The sequence below is a fragment of the Rhizobium sp. C4 genome (assembly GCF_021026315.1).
Classification (GTDB): Bacteria; Pseudomonadota; Alphaproteobacteria; order Rhizobiales; family Rhizobiaceae; genus Ensifer_A.
The window spans coordinates 39,876-61,140 of record NZ_JAJNCX010000015.1 but is presented as its reverse complement, the minus strand read 5'-3'; the positions used below and the strand labels follow the sequence as shown (position 1 = coordinate 61,140).

Annotated in this window: 22 protein-coding genes; 21 read left to right on the top strand and 1 reads right to left on the bottom strand. The window is 61.0% G+C overall.

What is annotated here, in order from left to right; genetic code table 11:
• Nucleotides 1-50 precede the first annotated feature (50 nt).
• From tsaD to LQK84_RS21190, 5 genes are read left to right on the top strand one after another with little or no spacing between them, the layout of a single operon-like run.
• Nucleotides 51-1,160 (top strand): tRNA (adenosine(37)-N6)-threonylcarbamoyltransferase complex transferase subunit TsaD, encoded by a 1,110-nt coding sequence (tsaD, locus tag LQK84_RS21210; protein ID WP_442966999.1) that lies wholly within the window; start codon nucleotides 51-53, stop codon nucleotides 1,158-1,160.
• Complete coding sequence (locus LQK84_RS21205; RefSeq protein ID WP_230830745.1) at nucleotides 1,157-2,140, top strand: NAD(P)H-dependent glycerol-3-phosphate dehydrogenase; 984 nt, start codon at nucleotides 1,157-1,159, stop codon at nucleotides 2,138-2,140. Before tsaD ends, LQK84_RS21205 begins: the two co-directional genes overlap by 4 nt.
• A gap of 11 nt (nucleotides 2,141-2,151) precedes the next feature.
• Nucleotides 2,152-2,445 carry a YciI-like protein gene (locus LQK84_RS21200; protein WP_230830744.1) on the top strand — a complete coding sequence of 98 codons (294 nt, stop codon included), beginning with the start codon at nucleotides 2,152-2,154 and terminating at the stop codon, nucleotides 2,443-2,445.
• 5 nt (nucleotides 2,446-2,450) lie between these two features.
• Nucleotides 2,451-2,879 carry an EVE domain-containing protein gene (locus LQK84_RS21195; protein WP_230830743.1) on the top strand — a complete coding sequence of 143 codons (429 nt, stop codon included), beginning with the start codon at nucleotides 2,451-2,453 and terminating at the stop codon, nucleotides 2,877-2,879.
• A gap of 4 nt (nucleotides 2,880-2,883) precedes the next feature.
• On the top strand, nucleotides 2,884-3,528 hold the full coding sequence (locus tag LQK84_RS21190) for a class I SAM-dependent methyltransferase (protein ID WP_230830742.1): 645 nt from the start codon (nucleotides 2,884-2,886) through the stop codon (nucleotides 3,526-3,528).
• Between the two features lie 15 nt (nucleotides 3,529-3,543).
• Here LQK84_RS21190 and LQK84_RS21185 read toward each other — a convergent pair whose 3' ends face one another.
• A complete protein-coding gene (locus tag LQK84_RS21185) occupies nucleotides 3,544-3,897 on the bottom strand; it encodes a hypothetical protein (protein ID WP_230830738.1) in 354 nt (117 codons plus the stop codon).
• 303 nt (nucleotides 3,898-4,200) lie between these two features.
• Here LQK84_RS21185 and sdhC point away from each other — a divergent pair, with 303 nt between their 5' ends.
• The 16 genes from sdhC to lpdA all read left to right on the top strand — a co-directional run bounded on the left by sdhC (nucleotide 4,201) and on the right by lpdA (nucleotide 21,050).
• Entirely contained in the window at nucleotides 4,201-4,593 is a 393-nt protein-coding gene (sdhC, locus tag LQK84_RS21180; protein WP_230830736.1) for a succinate dehydrogenase, cytochrome b556 subunit, read from the top strand.
• A 12-nt stretch (nucleotides 4,594-4,605) separates the two neighbouring features.
• Nucleotides 4,606-4,986 carry a succinate dehydrogenase, hydrophobic membrane anchor protein gene (gene sdhD / locus LQK84_RS21175; RefSeq protein ID WP_230830733.1) on the top strand — a complete coding sequence of 127 codons (381 nt, stop codon included), beginning with the start codon at nucleotides 4,606-4,608 and terminating at the stop codon, nucleotides 4,984-4,986.
• Nucleotides 4,987-4,992: 6 nt separating this feature from the next.
• Nucleotides 4,993-6,837: a succinate dehydrogenase flavoprotein subunit gene (gene sdhA, locus LQK84_RS21170; protein ID WP_230830732.1), complete on the top strand. Its 1,845-nt coding sequence runs from the start codon at nucleotides 4,993-4,995 to the stop codon at nucleotides 6,835-6,837.
• A gap of 12 nt (nucleotides 6,838-6,849) precedes the next feature.
• Nucleotides 6,850-7,629: a succinate dehydrogenase iron-sulfur subunit gene (locus LQK84_RS21165; protein ID WP_230830731.1), complete on the top strand. Its 780-nt coding sequence runs from the start codon at nucleotides 6,850-6,852 to the stop codon at nucleotides 7,627-7,629.
• A 155-nt stretch (nucleotides 7,630-7,784) separates the two neighbouring features.
• Nucleotides 7,785-8,339 carry a protease inhibitor Inh/omp19 family protein gene (locus LQK84_RS21160; RefSeq protein ID WP_230830730.1) on the top strand — a complete coding sequence of 185 codons (555 nt, stop codon included), beginning with the start codon at nucleotides 7,785-7,787 and terminating at the stop codon, nucleotides 8,337-8,339.
• Between the two features lie 45 nt (nucleotides 8,340-8,384).
• Nucleotides 8,385-9,542, top strand: a complete 1,158-nt coding sequence (zapE, locus tag LQK84_RS21155) for a cell division protein ZapE (protein WP_230830729.1) — start codon at nucleotides 8,385-8,387, stop codon at nucleotides 9,540-9,542.
• Nucleotides 9,543-9,729: 187 nt separating this feature from the next.
• Nucleotides 9,730-10,692 carry a malate dehydrogenase gene (mdh, locus tag LQK84_RS21150; RefSeq protein ID WP_230830728.1) on the top strand — a complete coding sequence of 321 codons (963 nt, stop codon included), beginning with the start codon at nucleotides 9,730-9,732 and terminating at the stop codon, nucleotides 10,690-10,692.
• 33 nt (nucleotides 10,693-10,725) lie between these two features.
• Nucleotides 10,726-11,919, top strand: coding sequence for an ADP-forming succinate--CoA ligase subunit beta (gene sucC / locus LQK84_RS21145; protein ID WP_230830726.1), 1,194 nt, complete (start codon nucleotides 10,726-10,728; stop codon nucleotides 11,917-11,919).
• 15 nt (nucleotides 11,920-11,934) lie between these two features.
• The gene (sucD, locus tag LQK84_RS21140; protein WP_230830724.1) at nucleotides 11,935-12,837 is read left to right on the top strand and encodes a succinate--CoA ligase subunit alpha; all 903 of its coding nucleotides are present in this window, start codon (nucleotides 11,935-11,937) and stop codon (nucleotides 12,835-12,837) included.
• 150 nt (nucleotides 12,838-12,987) lie between these two features.
• Nucleotides 12,988-15,972 (top strand): 2-oxoglutarate dehydrogenase E1 component, encoded by a 2,985-nt coding sequence (locus LQK84_RS21135; RefSeq protein ID WP_230830723.1) that lies wholly within the window; start codon nucleotides 12,988-12,990, stop codon nucleotides 15,970-15,972.
• Between the two features lie 57 nt (nucleotides 15,973-16,029).
• Complete coding sequence (gene odhB, locus LQK84_RS21130; RefSeq protein ID WP_230830722.1) at nucleotides 16,030-17,235, top strand: 2-oxoglutarate dehydrogenase complex dihydrolipoyllysine-residue succinyltransferase; 1,206 nt, start codon at nucleotides 16,030-16,032, stop codon at nucleotides 17,233-17,235.
• A 66-nt stretch (nucleotides 17,236-17,301) separates the two neighbouring features.
• Entirely contained in the window at nucleotides 17,302-17,688 is a 387-nt protein-coding gene (locus tag LQK84_RS21125; RefSeq protein ID WP_230830720.1) for an MAPEG family protein, read from the top strand.
• 15 nt (nucleotides 17,689-17,703) lie between these two features.
• Nucleotides 17,704-18,348 (top strand): LysE family transporter, encoded by a 645-nt coding sequence (locus LQK84_RS21120; RefSeq protein WP_230830715.1) that lies wholly within the window; start codon nucleotides 17,704-17,706, stop codon nucleotides 18,346-18,348.
• A 4-nt stretch (nucleotides 18,349-18,352) separates the two neighbouring features.
• The gene (locus tag LQK84_RS21115) at nucleotides 18,353-18,865 is read left to right on the top strand and encodes a hypothetical protein (protein WP_230830713.1); all 513 of its coding nucleotides are present in this window, start codon (nucleotides 18,353-18,355) and stop codon (nucleotides 18,863-18,865) included.
• Nucleotides 18,862-19,614, top strand: coding sequence for a glucose 1-dehydrogenase (locus LQK84_RS21110; RefSeq protein ID WP_230830711.1), 753 nt, complete (start codon nucleotides 18,862-18,864; stop codon nucleotides 19,612-19,614). The genes LQK84_RS21115 and LQK84_RS21110 overlap by 4 nt, the downstream gene beginning before the upstream one ends.
• Nucleotides 19,615-19,643: 29 nt before the next feature.
• The gene (lpdA, locus tag LQK84_RS21105; protein WP_230830704.1) at nucleotides 19,644-21,050 is read left to right on the top strand and encodes a dihydrolipoyl dehydrogenase; all 1,407 of its coding nucleotides are present in this window, start codon (nucleotides 19,644-19,646) and stop codon (nucleotides 21,048-21,050) included.
• The last annotated feature ends 215 nt before the right edge of the window (nucleotides 21,051-21,265 follow it).

Sequence of the window (21,265 nt, the reverse complement as noted above, 5' to 3'; positions counted from 1 at the left end):
TTGTCCGTTGTTACCGGGATGCTACCTAAACAGGTTTGACGACAGCTGCAATGAACCAAGTCAAATTGTCACGACCGCTCACCATCCTCGGCCTTGAAACGAGCTGCGACGAAACCGCCGCATCCGTCGTGCTGCGCCATGCGGACGGACGTGGCGAGATTATCGCCGATGTGGTGCTGAGCCAGCTGGACGAGCATTCCGCCTATGGCGGCGTCGTGCCGGAAATCGCGGCGCGCGCCCATGTGGAAGCACTCGATACGCTGATCGAGGAGGCGCTGACCCGCTCGGGCAAGAGCCTCAAGGACATGGACGCGATTGCCGCGACGTCCGGGCCGGGGCTGATCGGCGGGCTGATCGTCGGTCTGATGACCGGCAAGGCGATTGCCTATGCCTCGGGCAAGCCGCTTTACGCGGTCAACCATCTGGAAGGCCATGCGCTCACGGCGCGGCTGACGGATGGCGTCGAATTTCCTTACCTGATGTTGCTCGTCTCGGGCGGACATACGCAGCTCGTGCTGGTCAAGGGTGTCGGCTCCTATGAGCGCTGGGGCACGACGATTGACGATGCGCTGGGCGAGGCTTTCGACAAGACGGCGAAGCTTCTCGGCCTGCCTTATCCCGGCGGGCCGGCTGTCGAGAAGGCGGCGAAGACGGGTGATCCGAAACGCTTTGCCTTTCCGCGACCGCTGGTCGGCGAAGCGCGGCTTGATTTTTCCTTCTCCGGGCTGAAGACGGCTGTGCGCATGGCGGCGGAAGAGATCGCGCCGGTCAGCGAGCAGGACATTGCCGATATCTGCGCCTCCTTCCAGCATGCGGTAGCGCGCACGCTGAAGGAGCGGATCGGGCGCGGGCTGAAGCGGTTTCGCGAGGAATTTCCGGATGTGGCCGAGCCGGCGCTGGTCGTTGCCGGTGGGGTGGCGGCCAATACGGTGCTGCGCGAGATGTTGACCTCGCTGTGTGCCGACAACCGTTTCCGTTTCATCGCGCCGCCGCATCGGCTTTGCACCGACAATGCGGCGATGATTGCCTGGGCGGGGCTGGAGCGGATGGCAGCGGGTTTCGAGGCCGATGGGCTCGATGTCGCGCCGCGCTCGCGCTGGCCGCTGGATGAAAACGCTGCCGTGATGCTCGGCTCCGGCAAACGAGGCGCCAAGGCATGAGCGGTCAATCGAAGGTCGTCATCATCGGGGCAGGGGCCTTCGGGACGGCGCTGGCGACCGTGATCGCCGAGGCCGGCAAGGCGGATGTGACGCTGATCGCGCGCAACGAACCGATGGCTGCGCGTCTGGCCGAGACGCTGCGGCATGAGACGGCGCTGCCGGGGATCGCGCTTTCTGAGAAGATCACCTTCACCGCTGATCCGGAGGTCCTGAAGACGGCCGAGATCGTGCTCTTTGCCATGCCTTCGCAGGCGCATCGCGAGGCGGCGCGGCATTATGGGCCGTCGCTGGCGCGCGATGCCATTGTCGTCACCTGCGCCAAGGGGATCGAGCGGGAGACCGGCGAATTGCTGACGACCGTGCTGGAGGAAGAATTGCCGGACCATCAGGTCGCGGTTCTTTCTGGCCCCGGTTTTGCGGCTGATATCGCGTCGGGCCTGCCCACAGCAATGACGATTGCGGCGGCGGATCTTGAGACGGCGGCGATGCTGGCGGAAACACTCTCCGGCCGGACGTTCCGGCTCTATGCGTCCGACGATCGTACGGGCGTGCAGCTCGGCGGCGCTTTGAAGAATGTGCTCGCCATTGCCTGCGGCATTGTCGAAGGCTCGGCGCTGGGGGATTCGGCCCGCGCCGCGCTGATCTCGCGCGGGCTTGCGGAAATGTCGCGGCTGGTGACCGCGCTCGGCGGGTCTGCCGAGACGGTCAGCGGGCTTTCAGGCCTTGGCGATCTGGTGCTGACGGCCACGAGCCATCAGTCGCGCAATCTGCGTTTCGGCATTGCGCTGGGACGCGGTGATGCGGCGCAGGGCGGGCAATTGGTGGAAGGCGCTTTTGCGGCCTCCGTTGCGGCGCGGCTCGCGCTTCAGCACGGGATTGAAATGCCGATTACCGAGGCGGTTGCCGCTATTATCGATGGAAAACTGGATACGCGGACGGCCATGGAACAGCTCATGACCCGTCCTATCCGCAACGAATAGAGGAGAGACCCATGCTTTTTGCGCTCTGGTGCACCGACAAGAAGGATCATCTGCAGGTCCGCATGGATACGCGCCCGACCCATGTCGAATGGCTGAACGCGATCAATGCCGAGGGCAAGCTGAAGATGGCCGGCCCGACATTGAACGGCGAAGGCAAGCCGATGGGCAGCCTCGTTGTCATCGTTGCCGATGATCAGGCATCCGCCGAAGCGCTTGCGGCTCAGGACCCCTATGCAAAGGCAGGCCTGTTCGAGACGGTCGAGGTTCGCCCCTTCAACTGGGTCTTCAACAATCCGGAGGCGTGAGGCCCATGGCATTTTGGCTGTTCAAGTCGGAGCCGTTCAAGTTTTCCTGGGAAATGCTGAAGGCCAAGGGCGCCGAAGGTTCCGAGTGGGATGGCGTGCGCAACTATCTCGCCCGCAACAACATGCGGGCGATGCAGCTGGGCGACAAGGGCTTCTTCTATCATTCCAACGAAGGGCTTGAGGTCGTCGGTATCGCGGAGGTCTGCGCGCTGGCGCATCACGATTCCACCACCGACGATCCGCGCTGGGAATGCGTCGATATCCGCGCCGTCGTCGACATGCCGAAGCCGGTGAGCCTGAAGGACGTCAAGGCCAATCCGGCGCTGGAAAAGATGTCGCTCGTCACCTCCATGCGCCTGTCCGTGCAGCCGGTGACGGAGGACGAATGGCTGGAAGTCTGCCGCATGGGCGGGCTCGAAAACCCGCCGCGCTGATATCGTGAAGACCGATCCGCGCCAGTTCACCCTCGAAAACACCGGCATCATGGCGCCACCGCATGTGCCGGAGGTGAAGCTTCATCTGGCTGACGAGGCGCATGACCTCTGGCTGAAGACGGAGGAGGAGCTGGAAGAGATCGGCCTGCCGCCACCCTTCTGGGCTTTTGCCTGGGCGGGCGGGCAGGGGCTGGCGCGCTATGTGCTCGACCATCCGGCAAGCGTTGCCGGCAAACGGATCGTGGATTTCGCCTCAGGCTCGGGGCTGGTGGCGATTGCGGCCATGCAGGCCGGCGCGGCGCATGTTCTGGCCGCCGATATCGACCCCTGGACGGGGACGGCGATTGGCTTGAACGCGGGGCTGAATGGCGTTGCGGTGGATTATACGCGCGACGATCTGGTTGGCGCGGATATCGACGCCGATGTCGTTCTGGCCGGCGACGTCTTCTATGATCAGGGTTTTGCTGAAGCGCTCATCCCATGGTTCGAGCGGCTGGCGTCAAACGGGATTGCCGTTCTCGTCGGCGATCCCGGGCGCGCCTATCTACCGAAGGATCGGCTGGAGGCGCTGGCGGTCTATCAGGTGCCGGTGACGCGGGCGCTGGAGGATAGCGAGGTGAAGAAGACGACGGTGTGGCGTTTCAAATAGAGATCGCCGCAACCGTTACCTCGCCCGGATCACGCAGACGCCATGCTCCATCGAGCAGTTATCCTTCTCCGGATTTTCGCTGACATTGATGATCTTGACGCGCTGGGCGGGGGCTGCCGGCTCACCGGTGAGGCCTGGGGCAATCGCGATATAGACGCCGTTGCCGTGGATGCGGGTTGCGGTTATGCCGCCCGCGAAGGTTCCGATGCCACGGATGTGCACGGGCAGGCCGTTGACGCCTGCGGCACCTTCCTGCCAGCCCTGGCCATAATGGTGGAAGCGGTGACGAAATTCGCCTGCCTCGGCAGATGCAAGCCCGGAAACGAGCAGGGCCAGCAGGGCGATCGAGATGTTTTTGCGCTTCATCATGGCTGATCTGCTTCCTCGGCAGTTCGTTTAACGGTCTGTTAACCATTAAGCACCTTTTTGTGGTTCGAGAAAAGCGCTTTGGAGTGATCCTGACCGTTTCCGGCCTCGTAATTGAAATATATGGTTAATACAGAGGCTTGGGCGGCCTTTTCGCTAATCGATTAAAAGTACGACTTATCAAAGCGCAGGGCTTGCGGGGGCGCAATCCGGGGATTAAAGGTCGCCTATGACGCAATGCACAAGGAGGAGCGGACCGTCTGGGTTTCCGCGGCTTCCTGACTCTCAACGCCAAAGAGGACACCGATGGCGAACGTGACAAACAACCGGCCTCTGTCGCCGCATCTGCAGATCTACAAGATGATCCCCACGATGGCGATGTCGATCCTGCATCGTATCACCGGCGGAGCACTTTATTTCGGAACGATCCTTGTGGCCTGGTGGCTTATCGCCGCAGCCTCGGGACCGGGCTATTACGAGTTCGTCAACGGCATCTTCGGGTCCTGGATCGGTCGCCTCGTTCTTCTTGGCTACACCTGGGCGCTCATTCATCACATGCTGGGCGGTCTTCGCCACTTCATGATGGATTTCGGCTACGGTCTTGAGAAGGCTCTGTCGACGCAACTTGCCAAGGCGCAGGTTGCCGCTTCCATCGTGCTCACGATCCTTGTCTGGATCGTCGGCTATCTGGTTCGCTGAGGAGATCGTCGAATGAACATGCGTACTCCCCTCAAGAAAGTTCGCGGCCTCGGCGCCGCTCGCGAAGGCACGGAGCATTTCTGGCGCCAGCGCGTCACCGCCGCTGCCAACGTTCCGCTGTTTCTCTTCTTCATCGGTTTCCTGATCAAGTATAACGGCAAGCCCTTCCCGGAAGTGGTCGGCGCTCTGCACAATCCGATCGTGGCGACCATCATGGGTCTGATGGTCATTTCCGGCATCGTCCATATGAAACTCGGCATGCAGATGATCATCGAGGACTATATCCACTCCGAGTGGCAGAAAGTCTCGCTTCTGATGCTGAACACGTTTTTCTCGTTCCTTCTCGGCGCGCTCTGTCTTTTCGCCGTGCTGAAGATCGGGTTTGCAGGGTAAGAAATCATGGCAACGAATGCATCTTCCGCCGTTAACGGCAAAGCCTATACCTATGTCGACCACTCCTTCGACGTGATCGTCGTCGGTGCTGGCGGCGCCGGCCTTCGCGCCACGCTCGGCATGGCAGAGCAGGGTCTCAAGACCGCCTGCATCACCAAGGTCTTCCCGACCCGCTCGCACACGGTTGCTGCCCAGGGCGGCATTGCCGCCTCGCTCACCAACATGACGCCCGACTGCTGGCAGTGGCACCTTTACGACACCGTCAAGGGTTCCGACTGGCTCGGCGACGTGGACGCCATGCAGTATCTCGCCATGGAAGCGCCGAAGGCGGTCTATGAGCTTGAACACTATGGCGTGCCCTTCTCGCGTAACGAGGAAGGCAAGATCTACCAGCGCCCGTTCGGCGGTCACATGCAGAACTACGGCGAAGGTCCGCCGGTACAGCGCACCTGCGCTGCTGCCGACCGTACCGGCCACGCCATCCTGCACACGCTTTATGGCCAGTCGCTCAAGAACAACGCGCAGTTCTTCATCGAATATTTTGCGCTCGACCTCATCATGGAAGCCGACGGCCGCTGCACCGGCGTTGTCGCCTGGAACCTTGATGACGGCACGATCCATCGCTTTGCCGCCAAGATGGTGGTTCTGGCGACGGGCGGTTACGGACGCGCCTATTTCTCGGCAACGTCTGCGCATACCTGCACCGGCGACGGCGGCGGCATGATTGCCCGCGCCGGCCTGCCGCTGCAGGACATGGAATTCGTGCAGTTCCATCCGACCGGCATCTACGGCGCCGGCTGTCTGATTACCGAAGGCGCACGCGGTGAGGGCGGTTATCTCGTCAACTCCGAAGGCGAGCGCTTCATGGAGCGCTATGCACCGTCGGCCAAGGACCTTGCCTCGCGTGACGTCGTCTCGCGCTGCATGACAATGGAAATCCGTGAAGGCCGCGGCGTCGGCAAGAACAAGGACCACATCTTCCTGCATCTCGACCATCTCGATCCGGCCGTTCTGCATGAGCGCCTGCCGGGTATCTCCGAGAGCGCCAAGATCTTCGCCGGCGTTGACGTGACGCGCGAGCCGATCCCGGTTCTGCCGACCGTTCACTACAACATGGGCGGTATTCCGACGAACTACTGGGGCGAAGTGCTCAATGCCGACGCCTCCAACCCGGAACGGATCGCACCCGGCCTGATGGCTGTCGGCGAAGCCGGTTGCGCTTCGGTGCACGGCGCCAACCGTCTCGGTTCCAACTCGCTGATCGACCTCGTGGTCTTCGGCCGCGCCGCCGCCATCCGCGCCGGTCAGGTCATCAACAAGAGCGAGCCGATCCCGGCGCTGAACACGGCTGCTTGCGACAAGATCATGGAACGCTTCGACCGCATCCGCTACTCCGCCGGCTCGACGCCGACGGCGGTCGCGCGCGACAAGATGCAGCGCGCCATGCAGGAAGACGCCGCCGTGTTCCGCACCCAGGAAGCGCTGGAATCCGGCTGCCGCCGCATCTCGGCGATCTGGAAGGGCGAACTTCAGGACATCAAGGTCACCGACCGCTCGCTGATCTGGAACTCCGATCTCGTCGAGACGCTGGAATTGCAGAACCTGATGGCCAACGCGATCACGACCGTTTACGGCGCGGAAGCCCGCAAGGAAAGCCGCGGCTCGCATGCCCGCGAGGACTACACGTCCGGCCCGTTCGCCGGTCGCGACGACGTCAACTGGCGCAAGCATACGCTGGCCTGGGTGAGCGAAGCAGGAGACGTCAAGCTCGACTATCGCCCGGTTCACACCGACCTGATTGCAGACGGCATCGATCCGCACAAGATCGAGCCCAAGGCGCGCGTGTATTGAGGAGAAAAGACAATGGTTGAACTCGCTCTCCCCAAGAATTCCGTCGTGCAGGAAGGCAAGACCTGGCCTAAGCCGGCGGGTGCTAAGAACCTGCGCGAATATCGCATCTATCGCTGGTCGCCGGACGAGGGGAAGAACCCCTCGATCGACACCTATTACATCGACGCCGACGATTGCGGCCCGATGGTGCTCGACGGTCTGATCTACATCAAGAACAAGATCGACCCGACGCTGACCTTCCGCCGCTCCTGCCGCGAAGGCATCTGCGGTTCCTGCGCGATGAACATCGACGGCACCAACACGCTGGCCTGCACCAAGGGCATGGAAGACGTGGACGGCACGATCAAGATCTATCCGCTGCCGCACATGCCGGTGGTGAAGGACCTGATCCCCGACCTCAACAACTTCTACGCCCAGCACCGCTCGATCGAGCCCTGGCTGAAGACGGTTTCGCCGGAGCCGGCGAAGGAATGGCTGCAGAGCCATGACGACCGCCTGAAGCTCGACGGTCTGTACGAGTGCATTCTCTGTGCCTGCTGCTCGACATCCTGCCCGAGCTACTGGTGGAACGGCGACCGTTATCTCGGCCCGGCTGTTCTGCTGCAGGCTTATCGCTGGCTCATCGACAGCCGCGACGAAGCCACCGGCGAGCGTCTGGACAATCTGGAAGATCCCTTCCGGCTCTATCGCTGCCACACGATCATGAACTGCGCACAGACCTGTCCGAAGGGTCTGAACCCGGCAAAGGCCATTGCCGAAATCAAGAAGATGATGGTCGAGCGCCGGACCTGATCGATATTTATGCAATAGGCGGAGAAGGTTTTCTCTCTTCTTCGCCTATTGTCATGATTTATTCTTGATTAACCATAATCTCTTACGGTAACGCGATTTCTATCATGCTCTCGGGCTATCATGCCTGATGGTGTTTGAGGCACAAGGAGTTCGTCATGCGCGTCGTTCACGCCGTTACCGGTATTGCTCTTCTGGCCGCCCTTGCAGGGTGCGACCGCACCTCGGATTCCGGTCAGCTACCGCCCTCTGCAGCGATTGCGCCATCTCCTGTAAATCCGCAGCCGATCGGCGGCGTCCAGTCGAGCGGTCTTTCCGATCCGACCGGCCAGCAGCCGATGACGCCCGGCCAGTTCCCGGCCGCACCGCAGTCGCCCGCGCAGACGCAGGTCGCCTCCGCAGGTGCAGCCGGCACGCCGCCGGCCAATGCCATGGACATCAAGAAGGACCAGATGGTCGGTGGCTGGAAGGTTTCGGCGGCCGGCGCCAGCTGCAACATGTTCCTGACGCTGACCAAGTTCGGCAACGCCTCGCGCGGCGGCACCAGCAAGTGCGTCGGCGAGCTGACGACCATGCGCGCCTGGGACGTTTCCGGCAAGCAGGTGACGCTGATGGATTCCACCGGCAACACGGTCGGCAAGCTTTTCAAGACCTCTGAGAACCAGTATTCCGGCTCGACCAACAGCGGAACGCAGATCAGCATCACCCGGTAAGGCTTTTCCGCGAACGGAATTGCCTTACGGCAGTCTAGGGACGGCATGGAACAGATTCCGGATTATGCGCATAGCGTCGGCGAACGGCTCAACCTGATGGTGGAGGCCGGCAAGCTGCAGGCGGACAATGCGCAGATGGCCGTGGCCGATGCGCTTGATGCCATCCTTGTCGATCTGCGCACCGTGCACGTTTCCAACAAGTCGAGCGCACTCGGCTGGCTGTTTGCCAAGAAGCGGAAGCCTGAAAACAAGGTCAAGGGACTATACGTCTACGGCCAGGTCGGCCGTGGCAAGACCATGCTCATGGACATGTTCTTCGAGCTCGCGCCGATCCAGAAGAAGCGGCGCGCCCATTTCCATGAATTCATGGCCGATGTGCATGACCGCATCTTCAAGCATCGGCAGAAGCTGAAGAATGGGGAGACGAAGCAGGCGGACCCGGTGCCGCCGGTGGCGCAGGCGTTGCGCGACGAGGCGATGCTGCTCTGCTTCGACGAATTCACCGTGACCGATATTGCCGATGCGATGATCCTGTCGCGGCTCTTCACCGAGCTGTTCAGTCTAGGCTGTGTGCTGGTCGCGACCTCGAATGTCGAGCCCGACAATCTCTATCCGGATGGCCTGAACCGCGGTCTCTTCATCCCGTTCATCGGGCTCCTGAAGCAAAATGTTGGGGTCATGTCGCTTGATGCCCGGACGGATTATCGTCTTGAAAAGACCCGCCGCCTGCCGGTCTTCTGCCAGCCGCTGAATGCGCAGGCCGATGCGGCGATCGAAGAGGCATGGTCGGTTGTCACAGAGGGACAGCCGGCGAAGGTCGAGGAAATCCCGATGAAGGGGCGCTCGATCCATGTTCCGGCCGCAGCCGCAGGGGCTGCCCGTTTCACGTTCTCGGATCTCTGCGAAAAGCCCCTGGGCGCCTCCGACTTCCTGGCAATCGCCGAGCGCTACGATACGATCTTTGTCGAGCACATTCCGTTCATGGGGCCGCAGAACCGTAACGAGACGAAGCGCTTCATCATCCTCATCGACGCGCTTTACGACCACGGCGTCCGGCTTTTTGCCTCCGCCGCTGCCGAGCCTGAGAAACTTCTGACAGAAAAGCGTGGTACCGAGGGCTTCGAGTTTGACCGGACGGCCTCGCGGCTATTCGAGATGCAGAGCCAGGACTATATCGACCACAGCTTGCGCAAAGCAGGTTGAATCCGATCATATCGATTTAGAATATATTACGTTTACGTAAGAATTTTTGTATCTAAACGATTGAAAAACCTATACACAAATTTTTCATTTGCCAATTTGTGCCGTTAGCGTTAATCGAGACACCCGAAAAGGTGGTCGTTTGCTGCGCCTGCCTTGAAGGATCTGTTCTCTCGAAGGAAGCTTATTCATGGCACGCAAGAAGATTGCACTTATCGGTTCGGGCATGATCGGCGGTACGCTCGCGCACCTCGCCAGCCTCAAGGAACTCGGCGACATCGTCCTGTTCGACATTGCCGATGGCATTCCGCAGGGCAAGGGTCTCGATATCGCGCAGTCCGGTCCGGTTGAAGGCTTCAACGCCTCGCTCTCCGGCGCATCCGATTATGCTGCCATCGAAGGTGCAGACGTCTGCATCGTCACCGCCGGTGTTGCCCGCAAGCCGGGCATGAGCCGCGACGATCTTCTCGGCATCAACCTCAAGGTCATGGAACAGGTTGGCGCCGGCATCAAGAAGTATGCCCCGAACGCTTTCGTCATCTGCATCACCAACCCGCTCGACGCGATGGTCTGGGCTCTGCAGAAGTTCTCGGGCCTTCCGAAGAACAAGGTCGTCGGCATGGCCGGCGTGCTGGACAGCTCGCGTTTCCGCACGTTCCTTGCCATGGAATTCAACGTCTCGGTCCAGGACGTCACCGCATTCGTTCTCGGTGGCCATGGCGACACGATGGTTCCGCTCGCCCGTTACTCCACGATCGCCGGCATCCCGCTGACCGACCTCGTCAAGATGGGTTGGGTCACGAAGGAGCGCCTTGAAGAAATCATCCAGCGCACCCGCGACGGCGGCGCCGAAATCGTCGGCCTGCTCAAGACCGGCTCTGCCTTCTATGCGCCGGCTGCCTCGGCCATCGAGATGGCTGAATCCTACCTCAAGGACAAGAAGCGCGTTCTGCCTTGCGCCGCTTACCTTTCGGGCCAGTATGGCGTGAAGGACATGTATGTCGGCGTGCCGGTCGTCATCGGCGAAGGCGGCGTTGAGCGCATCATCGAAATCGAACTGAACGGCGATGAAAAGGCTGCCTTCGACAAGTCGGTTGGCGCAGTTGCCGGTCTCTGCGAGGCCTGCATCAACATCGCTCCGGCTCTCAAGTAAGCCGTTCGCTTTTAAACAATACAGGATATTCCCATGAACATTCATGAATATCAGGCCAAGGCCCTTCTCAAGGGCTTTGGTGCGCCGGTTGCCCAGGGCGTCCCGGTTCTGAAAATCGAAGAGGTCGAAGCGGCTGCCAAGTCGCTTCCGGGCCCGCTTTACGTGGTCAAGAGCCAGATCCATGCTGGCGGCCGCGGCAAGGGCAAGTTCAAGGAACTCGGCCCCGACGCCAAGGGCGGCGTTCGTCTTGCCAAGTCCATCGACGAGGCTGTCGCGTTTGCCAAGGAAATGCTCGGCAACACACTGGTCACGGCCCAGACGGGTCCGGCCGGCAAGCAGGTCAACCGCCTCTATATCGAAGACGGCGCCGACATCGACCGCGAGCTTTACTGCTCGCTGCTCGTCGACCGCTCGGTTGGCCGCGTTGCCTTCGTCGTTTCGACCGAAGGCGGCATGGACATCGAAGCCGTTGCGCACGACACGCCTGAGAAGATCCACACGATCGCCATCGACCCGGCAACGGGCGTGACGGCGGACGACGTTGCCAATATCTCCAAGGCGCTTGAGCTTTCGGGCGCTGCTGCGGAAGATGCCAAGTCGCTCTTCCCGATCCTCTACAAGGCGTTTTCCGAGAAGGACATGGCTCTTCTCGAAATCAACCCGCTCATCGTCATGAAGAACGGCCACCTGCGCGTCCTCGACGCCAAGGTTTCCTTCGACGGCAACGCGCTCTTCCGTCACGATGACGTCAAGGCGCTGCGCGACGAGACGGAAGAAGACGCCAAGGAAATCGAAGCCTCCAAGTGGGACCTCGCCTATGTGGCGCTCGATGGCAACATCGGCTGCATGGTCAACGGTGCCGGTCTTGCCATGGCAACGATGGACATCATCAAGCTTTACGGCAAGGAGCCGGCAAACTTCTGCGACGTCGGCGGTGGCGCTGGCAAGGAGAAGGTGGCTGCTGCCTTCAAGATCATCACGGCTGACCCGAAGGTCGAGGGCATCCTCGTCAACATCTTCGGCGGCATCATGAAGTGCGACGTCATCGCCGAAGGCGTTGTCGCTGCGGTTCAGGAAGTTGGTCTCAAGGTTCCGCTCGTTGTCCGTCTCGAAGGCACCAATGTCGAGCTCGGTAAGAAGATCCTCAACGAGTCGGGTCTGGCGATCACGGCTGCTGACGATCTCGATGACGCCGCCAAGAAGATCGTTGCGGCGATCAAGGGCTAAGAAGGACCTGAACTCATGTCGATTATTGTCAACAAAGACACCAAGGTCCTCGTTCAGGGCCTGACCGGCAAGACCGGCTCCTTCCACACCGAGCAGGCGCTCGCCTATTACGGCACCAAGATGGTCGGCGGTATCCACCCCTCCAAGGGTGGCACCAACTGGACCGGTTCCAAGGGCGAAACGCTGCCGATCTTTGCTTCGGTTGCTGAAGCCAAGGAAAAGACCGGCGCCGACGCATCCGTGATCTACGTTCCGCCGGCAGGCGCCGCGGACGCGATCATCGAGGCGATCGAAGCCGAGATCCCGTTCATCACCTGCATCACCGAGGGTATCCCGGTCATGGACATGGTGCGCGTCAAGGCGAAGCTGGAAAAGTCCAAGTCGCGCCTTCTCGGCCCCAACTGCCCGGGCATCCTGACGCCGGAAGAATGCAAGATCGGCATCATGCCGGGCTCCATCTTCCGCAAGGGTTCGGTCGGCATTGTTTCGCGCTCCGGCACGCTTACATATGAAGCTGTATTCCAGACGTCGAACGAAGGCCTCGGCCAGACGACGGCTGTCGGCATCGGCGGCGACCCGGTCAAGGGCACCGAGTTCATCGACGTGCTCGAGATGTTCCTGGCCGATCCGGCCACCACTTCGATCATCATGATCGGCGAAATCGGCGGTTCGGCTGAAGAAGATGCGGCACAGTTCCTCATCGACGAAGCCAAGAAGGGTCGCAGGAAGCCGATGGCTGGCTTCATCGCCGGTCGTACGGCTCCGAAGGGTCGCACCATGGGTCACGCCGGCGCTGTCGTTTCCGGCGGCAAGGGCGACGCAGAGTCGAAGATTGCAGCGATGGAAGCTGCGGGCATCCGCGTTTCGCCGTCGCCGGCACGTCTCGGCAAGACGCTTGTCGAAGTCCTGAAGGGCTGAGTTTCTTGCGCCGCAAAAGCGGCGCATCACTGGTCAATATCCGTCCCCGGCCTGGTTTTCCAGCGCCGGGGACGGGCGTCAGTCCGGACGACCAAAACGGACATTTGAACTTTATCAAGTCGGGAGGCGGACTTAAGTCCGCATGACACCATGGCAAGGCAAGACGCCAACGAGCAGTTTCAGTTGACCTCGTTCCTCGACGGTCAGAATGCTGCGTATATCGAACAGCTTTATGCGAAGTACGAGACGGACCCGGCTTCTGTTCCGGCTGAGTGGCGCGAGTTCTTTGCCGCCCTTGGCGAGAGCCCGGCCGATGTGAAGAAGGCTGCCGCAGGCGCCTCCTGGAAGAAGAAGAACTGGCCGATCGCCGCCAATGGCGAGATCGTCAATGCGCTTGATGGCGACTGGGCCGTGGTCGAAAAGGCCGTCTCGAAGAAGATCGAGGCGAAGGCTGCTGCCGAAGGCAAGCCGGCCGCGCCCGCCGACGTGCTGCAATCGACCCGCGACAGCGTTCGCGCCATCATGATGATCCGCGCCTATCGCATGCGCGGCCATCTGCATGCCAAGCTCGACCCGCTCGGCATTGCCGCTCCAGTCGATGATTTCAACGAACTTTCGCCGGAGAACTATGGCTTCACGGCTGCCGATTACGATCGCAAGATCTTCATCGACAACGTTCTCGGCCTTGAATACGCGACGATCCGCGAAATGCTGGACATTCTCCAGCGCACCTATTGCTCGACGCTCGGCGTCGAGTTCATGCATATCTCCGAGCCGGAAGCCAAGGCCTGGATCCAGGAACGAATCGAAGGTCCGGACAAGGGCGTCGAGTTCACGCCGAACGGCAAGAAGGCGATCCTGTCCAAGCTGATCGAAGCCGAAGGCTACGAGCAGTTCCTCGACGTGCGCTTCAAGGGCACGAAGCGCTTCGGCCTTGACGGCGGCGAAAGCCTTATCCCGGCGCTTGAGCAGATCATCAAGCGCGGCGGCAATCTCGGCCTCAAGGAAGTCGTGCTCGGCATGGCCCACCGTGGCCGTCTGAACGTTCTGACCAACGTCATGGGCAAGCCGCATCGCGCCGTGTTCCATGAGTTCAAGGGCGGTTCCTATGCGCCTGACGATGTCGAAGGTTCGGGCGACGTGAAGTACCACCTCGGTGCCTCTTCCGACCGTGAATTCGACAACAACAAGGTTCACCTGTCGCTGACGGCCAACCCGTCGCATCTGGAAATCGTCAACCCGGTTGTCATGGGCAAGGCACGCGCCAAGCAGGACCAGATCGCTCAGGTCTGGGATGGCGATATCATCCCGCTGACCGAGCGCGCCAAGGTTCTGCCGCTGCTGCTGCACGGCGATGCTGCCTTTGCGGGCCAGGGTGTTACGGCTGAAATTCTCGGGCTTTCCGGTCTTCGCGGCCATCGCGTTGCCGGCACGATGCATTTCATCATCAACAACCAGATCGGCTTCACCACGAACCCGGCCTATTCGCGCTCGTCGCCCTATCCGTCCGACGTCGCCAAGATGATCGAAGCGCCGATCTTCCACGTCAACGGCGACGATCCGGAAGCGGTCGTCTACGCTGCCAAGATCGCGACCGAATTCCGGATGAAGTTCCACAAGCCGGTCGTCATCGACATGTTCTGCTATCGCCGCTTCGGCCATAACGAAGGCGATGAGCCGAGCTTCACGCAGCCGAAGATGTACAAGGAAATCCGTGCGCACAAGACGGTCGTGCAGGTCTATGCCGACCGCCTGATCGCCGAAGGCCTCATCACCGAGGGCGACCTCGAGAAGATGAAGGCCGACTGGCGCGCTCATCTCGAGCAGGAATTCGAGGCCGGCCAGGCTTATAAGCCGAACAAGGCCGACTGGCTGGACGGCGTATGGTCCGGCCTGCGCGCTGCCGACAATGCCGACGAACAGCGTCGCGGCAAGACCGGCGTTCCGATGAAGCAGCTGAAGGACATCGGCAAGAAGATTTCCGAAATCCCGGCTGGCTTCAACGCCCACAAGACCATCCAGCGCTTCATGGAAAACCGCGCCAAGATGATCGACACGGGCGAGGGGATCGACTGGGCGATGGCGGAAGCGCTGGCCTTCGGCTCGCTCTGCATCGACGGTCACAAGATCCGCCTGTCCGGTCAGGATTGCGAACGCGGCACCTTCTCGCAGCGTCATTCGGTTCTCTACGATCAGGAGACCGAAGAGCGTTACGTTCCGCTCGCCAACCTGTCGCCGACGCAGGCCCGCTACGAGGTCATCAACTCGATGCTCTCCGAAGAGGCCGTACTTGGTTTCGAATATGGCTATTCGCTGGCCCGTCCTAATGCGTTGACGCTCTGGGAAGCCCAGTTCGGCGACTTCGCCAACGGTGCGCAGGTCGTGTTCGACCAGTTCATCTCGTCGGGCGAACGCAAATGGCTGCGCATGTCGGGTCTCGTCTGCCTTCTGCCGCATGGCTTTGAAGGTCAGGGTCCGGAACACTCGTCTGCCCGTCTGGAGCGTTGGCTGCAGATGTGCGCCGAAGACAACATGCAGGTTGCCAACTGCACGACGCCGGCAAACTATTTCCACATCCTGCGCCGCCAGATGAAGCGTGACTTCCGCAAGCCGCTGATCCTGATGACGCCGAAGTCGCTGCTGCGCCACAAGCGCGCGATTTCCCAGCTTTCGGAAATGGCGGGCGACAGCTCGTTCCACCGTCTGCTGTGGGACGATGCGGAAGTCATCAAGGACGGTCCGATCAAGCTCCAGAAGGATGCCAAGATCCGTCGTGTCGTCATGTGCTCGGGCAAGGTCTATTACGATCTGCTCGAAGAGCGCGAAAAGCGCGGCATCGACGACATCTATCTGCTGCGTCTGGAACAGCTCTATCCGTTCCCGGCCAAGGCGCTGATCAACGAGCTTTCGCGCTTCCGCAACGCCGAAATGGTCTGGTGCCAGGAAGAGCCGAAGAACATGGGTTCGTGGTCGTTCATAGACCCGTATCTGGAATGGGTGCTCGCTCATATCGACGCCAAGTACCAGCGCGTGCGTTACACCGGTCGTCCGGCCGCTGCATCGCCGGCAACGGGCCTGATGTCGAAGCACCTCGCCCAGCTCGAAGCTTTCCTGGAAGACGCGTTGGGCGGTTGATCCGCCCAATACATCGCCCTCATCGAACACGATTGAAGACAAACGGAACTTAAAACAATGGCCACTGAAATCCGCGTTCCCACTCTCGGCGAATCCGTTGCCGAAGCCACCGTCGGCACCTGGTTCAAGAAGGCCGGTGACACGGTCGCCGCCGACGAAATCCTCTGTGAGCTTGAAACCGACAAGGTGACGGTGGAAGTTCCTTCGCCGGCTGCCGGCGTGCTTTCCGAAATCGTGGCCAAGGCTGGCGACACGGTCGAGCCGGGCGGTCTGCTCGGCCAGATCGCGGAAGGTGCCGCTGGTGCTGCCGCTGCCAAGCCCGCTGCCGCTCCGGCCGCTGCTGCTGCCCCGGTTGCAGCACCTGCTGCGCCCATGCCGGCCGCTCCGGCTGCTGCCAAGCTGATGGCTGAAAACAACGTGTCTGCCGAGCAGGTCGATGGTTCCGGCAAGCGTGGTCAGGTTCTCAAGGGTGACGTTCTCGCCGCCATCGCCAAGGGCGTTTCCGCTCCGGCAGCTGCTGCTGCCCCGGTTGCTGCCCGTCCGGCTTCCAACGAGGCTGACGGTGTGCGTGAAGAGCGCGTGAAGATGACGCGCCTGCGCCAGACGATCGCCCGCCGCCTGAAGGACGCACAGAACACGGCTGCCATGCTGACGACCTATAACGAGGTCGACATGAAGGCGGTCATGGACCTGCGCAACAAGTACAAGGACATCTTTGAAAAGAAGCATGGCGTGAAGCTCGGCTTCATGGGCTTCTTCACCAAGGCCGTCACGCATGCGCTCAAGGAAATCCCGGCCGTCAATGCCGAGATCGACGGCACGGACATCATCTACAAGAACTACGCGCATATTGGCGTTGCCGTCGGCACCGACAAGGGTCTCGTCGTTCCGATCGTTCGCGATGCCGACGAGATGTCGATTGCCGAAATCGAAAAGGAAATCGGCCGCCTCGGCAAGGCTGCCCGCGATGGCCAGCTTTCCATGGCTGACATGCAGGGCGGCACGTTCACCATCTCCAACGGTGGCGTCTACGGCTCGCTGATGTCCTCGCCGATCCTCAATGCGCCGCAGTCGGGCATTCTCGGTATGCACAAGATCCAGGAGCGCCCGGTCGCCATCGGCGGTCAGGTCGTCATCCGTCCGATGATGTATCTGGCGCTCTCTTATGACCACCGGATCGTTGACGGCAAGGAAGCCGTGACCTTCCTCGTCCGCGTCAAGGAAAGCCTTGAGGATCCGGAGCGTCTGGTTCTCGATCTCTGATCAAGTCTGATCAAGCCATGGCCGCCGGCTCGTCCGGCGGCCAACTTATCTTCTGAGGAGCGTCGCATGAGCATCGAACTCACCTGCCTGCTTTGGAGTGCCGCCCTCGGCTTCGTCTACCTGATGACGCAGGCAGCGCTTGCCAATACCGACAATGTCGGTGGCATCGAGCCGAACCGCGATCGCGAGCCGCAATTCGGCCTCCGCGCACAGCGTGCCGGCCGCGCACTCCGGAATTTCCTCGAGACCTATCCGCTCTTCATCGCGCTTGTCGTGGTTGCCGAAATCGCCAACCGCCATGGCGCGCTGACGCATTGGGGCGCTATTCTTTATCTGGTCGTCCGCGTCGTCTATCTGCCGCTCTATCTCGTCGGTGGCGGCATCATTCGCTCGGCGGTCTGGAGCGTGGCGCTTCTCGGCCTCGTCCTGATGTTTATCGGCATTCTTCTCTGAAAGGCGCCTGAGGCCATGACGCACCAATATCTCATCGAACTTGCCTCTCTGATGGCGATCTTTTCCTTCGCCATTGTCGTCCCGGGTGCTGATACCGCCATGGTGATGCGGCAGGCGATCGTGCATGGGCGCAAGGCTGCGATCCTGACGAGCTTCGGCATCGGCACGTCGCTGATGTTCCACGTCACCTACACGATCCTCGGCCTTGGCCTCGTCATTTCCAAGTCGATCATGCTCTTCAACGTGATCAAGTGGGCGGGCGTCGCCTATCTGATCTACATCGGCATCCAGTCGCTGCGCGCCGGTTCCGCCGATCTCGACACGGGCACGGCGTCTGCTGCAGAGAAGGGCACGCCGCAGTCGGCCTTCAAGGGCTTCGCGCTCGGCTTCATGGCCAATGCGCTGAACCCCAAGCCGGTCTTCTTCTTCCTGTCGATCTTCTCCACCGTCGTCTCGCATGACACGCCGGCTGCGGTGAAGTTCGGCTATGGCCTCGTCATGGCAAGCTGCCTGATTGCCTGGTTCGTGGCGGTCTCCTTCTTCCTGACGACGCCGGCCATGCGGTCGGCTTTCGAGAAGGCGTCCAAGTGGATCAACCGTGCCAGCGGCGCGGTCTTCATCGCCTTCGGGCTCAAGCTTGCGACCGAAAAGGCGGGCTGATGCCATGCGGCGCCTGGGTCTTGCAGCATTGGGGATCGTGACGGCGCTTTCGCCTGCTTTGGCGCCCGTTTCCGCTTATGCCGCGGCCTGCGCCCAGGAAAAGGCGATCTATCGCGACCGCGACAATGCCTATGAACTCGCCTTCACGCCGGTCAATCTCGATACCGAATCCAACACGCATCGCTTCAAGCTGACCGCGCTGGGTTCAAAGGTTTCGATGGAAGGCTATGTCACCGGATCGACGCCGGTCGATCGTTCCAACGGCATCATCTTCTTCAATTGCCCCGATGGCGACGTCACTGACAGCGATATCATGAAGTGCACGGTCTGGCAGGGCTTCCTTTATGGTCAGTCTGCTGGTCGCATCGATATCCTGCCCCAGCAAGACAAGGACGCTGCCGACAAGATCCTGATCGCCGGTCTCGGCCTCGCGATCGATCAATTCGAAGGCCTCGGCAAGGACAAGCCGAAGCTTGCGCCCTGGGATGTCCTGGACTTCAAGGAGTGCGCGAAATGACGGAGCAGCCTGTTCTTCTGGTCACTGGCGGCAGCCGCGGCATAGGCGCAAGCGTTGCGCTGAAGGCCGCTGAAAAAGGCTGGGCCGTCGTCATCAACTATGCGCGCGACCGCGATGCGGCAGAAGCCATTGCCGGTGTCATCAACGAGACCGGCGGTTCGGCGCTCCCCGTTCAGGGCGATGTGTCGCGCGAAGAGGATATTGCGGCGATCTTTTCGGTCATCGACACGACATTCGGCCGGCTTGACGGTCTCGTCAACAATGCCGGCATTGTCGACGTGGTGGCGCGGCTCGACGAGATGAGCCGCGAGCGACTGGAACGGATGTTCAACGTCAATGTGATCGGCGCTCTTCGGGTTGCCGGCGAGGCTGTCAGGCGCATGTCGACCCTTCATGGCGGGCACGGCGGAGCGATCGTCAATATTTCCTCGATGGCGGCCGTGCTTGGATCGCCCAATCAATATGTCGACTACGCTGCCTCCAAGGGCGCGATCGACACGCTCACCCTCGGTCTCTCACGTGAGGTTGCCGGCGAGGGCATTCGTGTCAATGCCGTGCGGCCGGGCATCATCGACACCGATATTCACGCATCCGGCGGCACGCCGGATCGCGTGCGCGACATTGCAAGCTCTCTGCCGATGAAGCGCGCGGGCGAGCCCGACGAAGTGGCGGATGCCATTCTCTATCTCCTGTCTCCCGAAGCGTCCTACGTGACGGGGGCGATACTCAATGTCTCCGGCGGCAGGTAAGTCCGTCGGACGGAAGGAAGGAAATCGAAATGTCCTATGATGTGATCGTGATCGGCACCGGCCCCGGCGGCTATGTCTGCGCAATCAAGGCCGCCCAGCTTGGCCTCAAGACCGCTGTCATCGAAAAGCGCGCCACCTATGGCGGCACCTGCCTGAACATCGGCTGCATTCCGTCCAAGGCGCTGCTGCATGCATCGGAAGTCTTTGCACATACGGCGCATGGCATTGCCGAGCTCGGCGTCGAGGTGTCTGCTCCCAAGCTGAACCTTGAAAAGATGATGGCCCACAAGGACGCCACCGTGAAGTCCAACGTGGATGGCGTGCAGTTCCTGTTCAAGAAGAACAAGATCGACACGTTCCACGGCACCGGCAAGGTTGAGGGCGCGGGCAAGGTATCCGTCACCAACGACAAGGGTGAAGTGACCACGCTCGAGACGAAGAACATCGTTATTGCCACGGGTTCGGACGTTGCCGGCATTCCGGGCGTCAAGGTCGATATCGACGAGACGGTCATCGTATCTTCGACCGGCGGCATTGCGCTGACCAAGGTTCCGGAAAAGATGGTCGTGGTCGGCGGCGGCGTGATCGGCCTCGAACTCGGCTCGGTCTGGTCGCGTCTCGGCGCCAAGGTCACGGTCGTTGAATATCTCGACAACATCCTCGGCGGCATGGACGGCGAAGTGTCCAAGCAGTTCCAGCGGATGCTCGCCAAGCAGGGCATGGAATTCCATCTCGGCGCGAAGGTGACGGGCGTGGAGAAGGCCGACAAGGGCGCGAAGGTGACGTTCGAGCCCGTCAAGGGCGGCGACAAGACCGTTCTCGATGCCGATGTCGTGCTGGTTGCCACGGGCCGCAAGCCCTACACGGAAGGCTTGGGCCTCACGGAAGCCGGCGTTGTTCTCGACAATCGCGGCCGCGTTGAAATCGACCATCACTACCGCACCAATGTCGCCGGCATCTATGCGATCGGCGACGTGGTCAAGGGCCCGATGCTCGCCCACAAGGCAGAAGACGAAGGCGTGGCGCTGGCCGAAATCCTCGCAGGTCAGGCCGGTCACGTGAACTATGACGTCATTCCGGGCGTCGTCTATACGCAGCCGGAAGTCGCCTCGGTCGGCAAGACCGAAGAAGAACTGAAGGCCGCGGGCGTTGCCTACAAGGTCGGCAAGTTCCCCTTCACCGCCAATGGCCGCGCCCGCGCGATGCTGGCGACGGATGGTTTCGTCAAGGTTCTGGCGGACAAGGAGACCGACCGCGTTCTCGGCGTTCACATCATCGGCCTCGGAGCCGGCGAGATGATCCACGAGGCCGCCGTGCTGATGGAATTCGGCGGCTCGTCGGAAGATCTCGGCCGCACCTGCCACGCGCATCCGACCATGTCGGAAGCGGTGAAGGAAGCCGCACTCGCGACCTTCTTCAAGCCGATCCATATGTGATTGGCACAGCAATTCCAGCGAAAGCGCAGCCCGCTTTCGTGTCCGGAATTGCCGATTAGCAAAGACAGAATATTCAGTGTTTCCTATGAACACTGAATATTTTGACCGGACTTGCCCTTCGTCAAATCCCGCCGGTAACATTTTATAATCATTCCAAAGAGCGCCTTGCGAAGCAGGGCGCTTTCTGTTTCTGTCTTTTCGGGAGGCCTGAATTA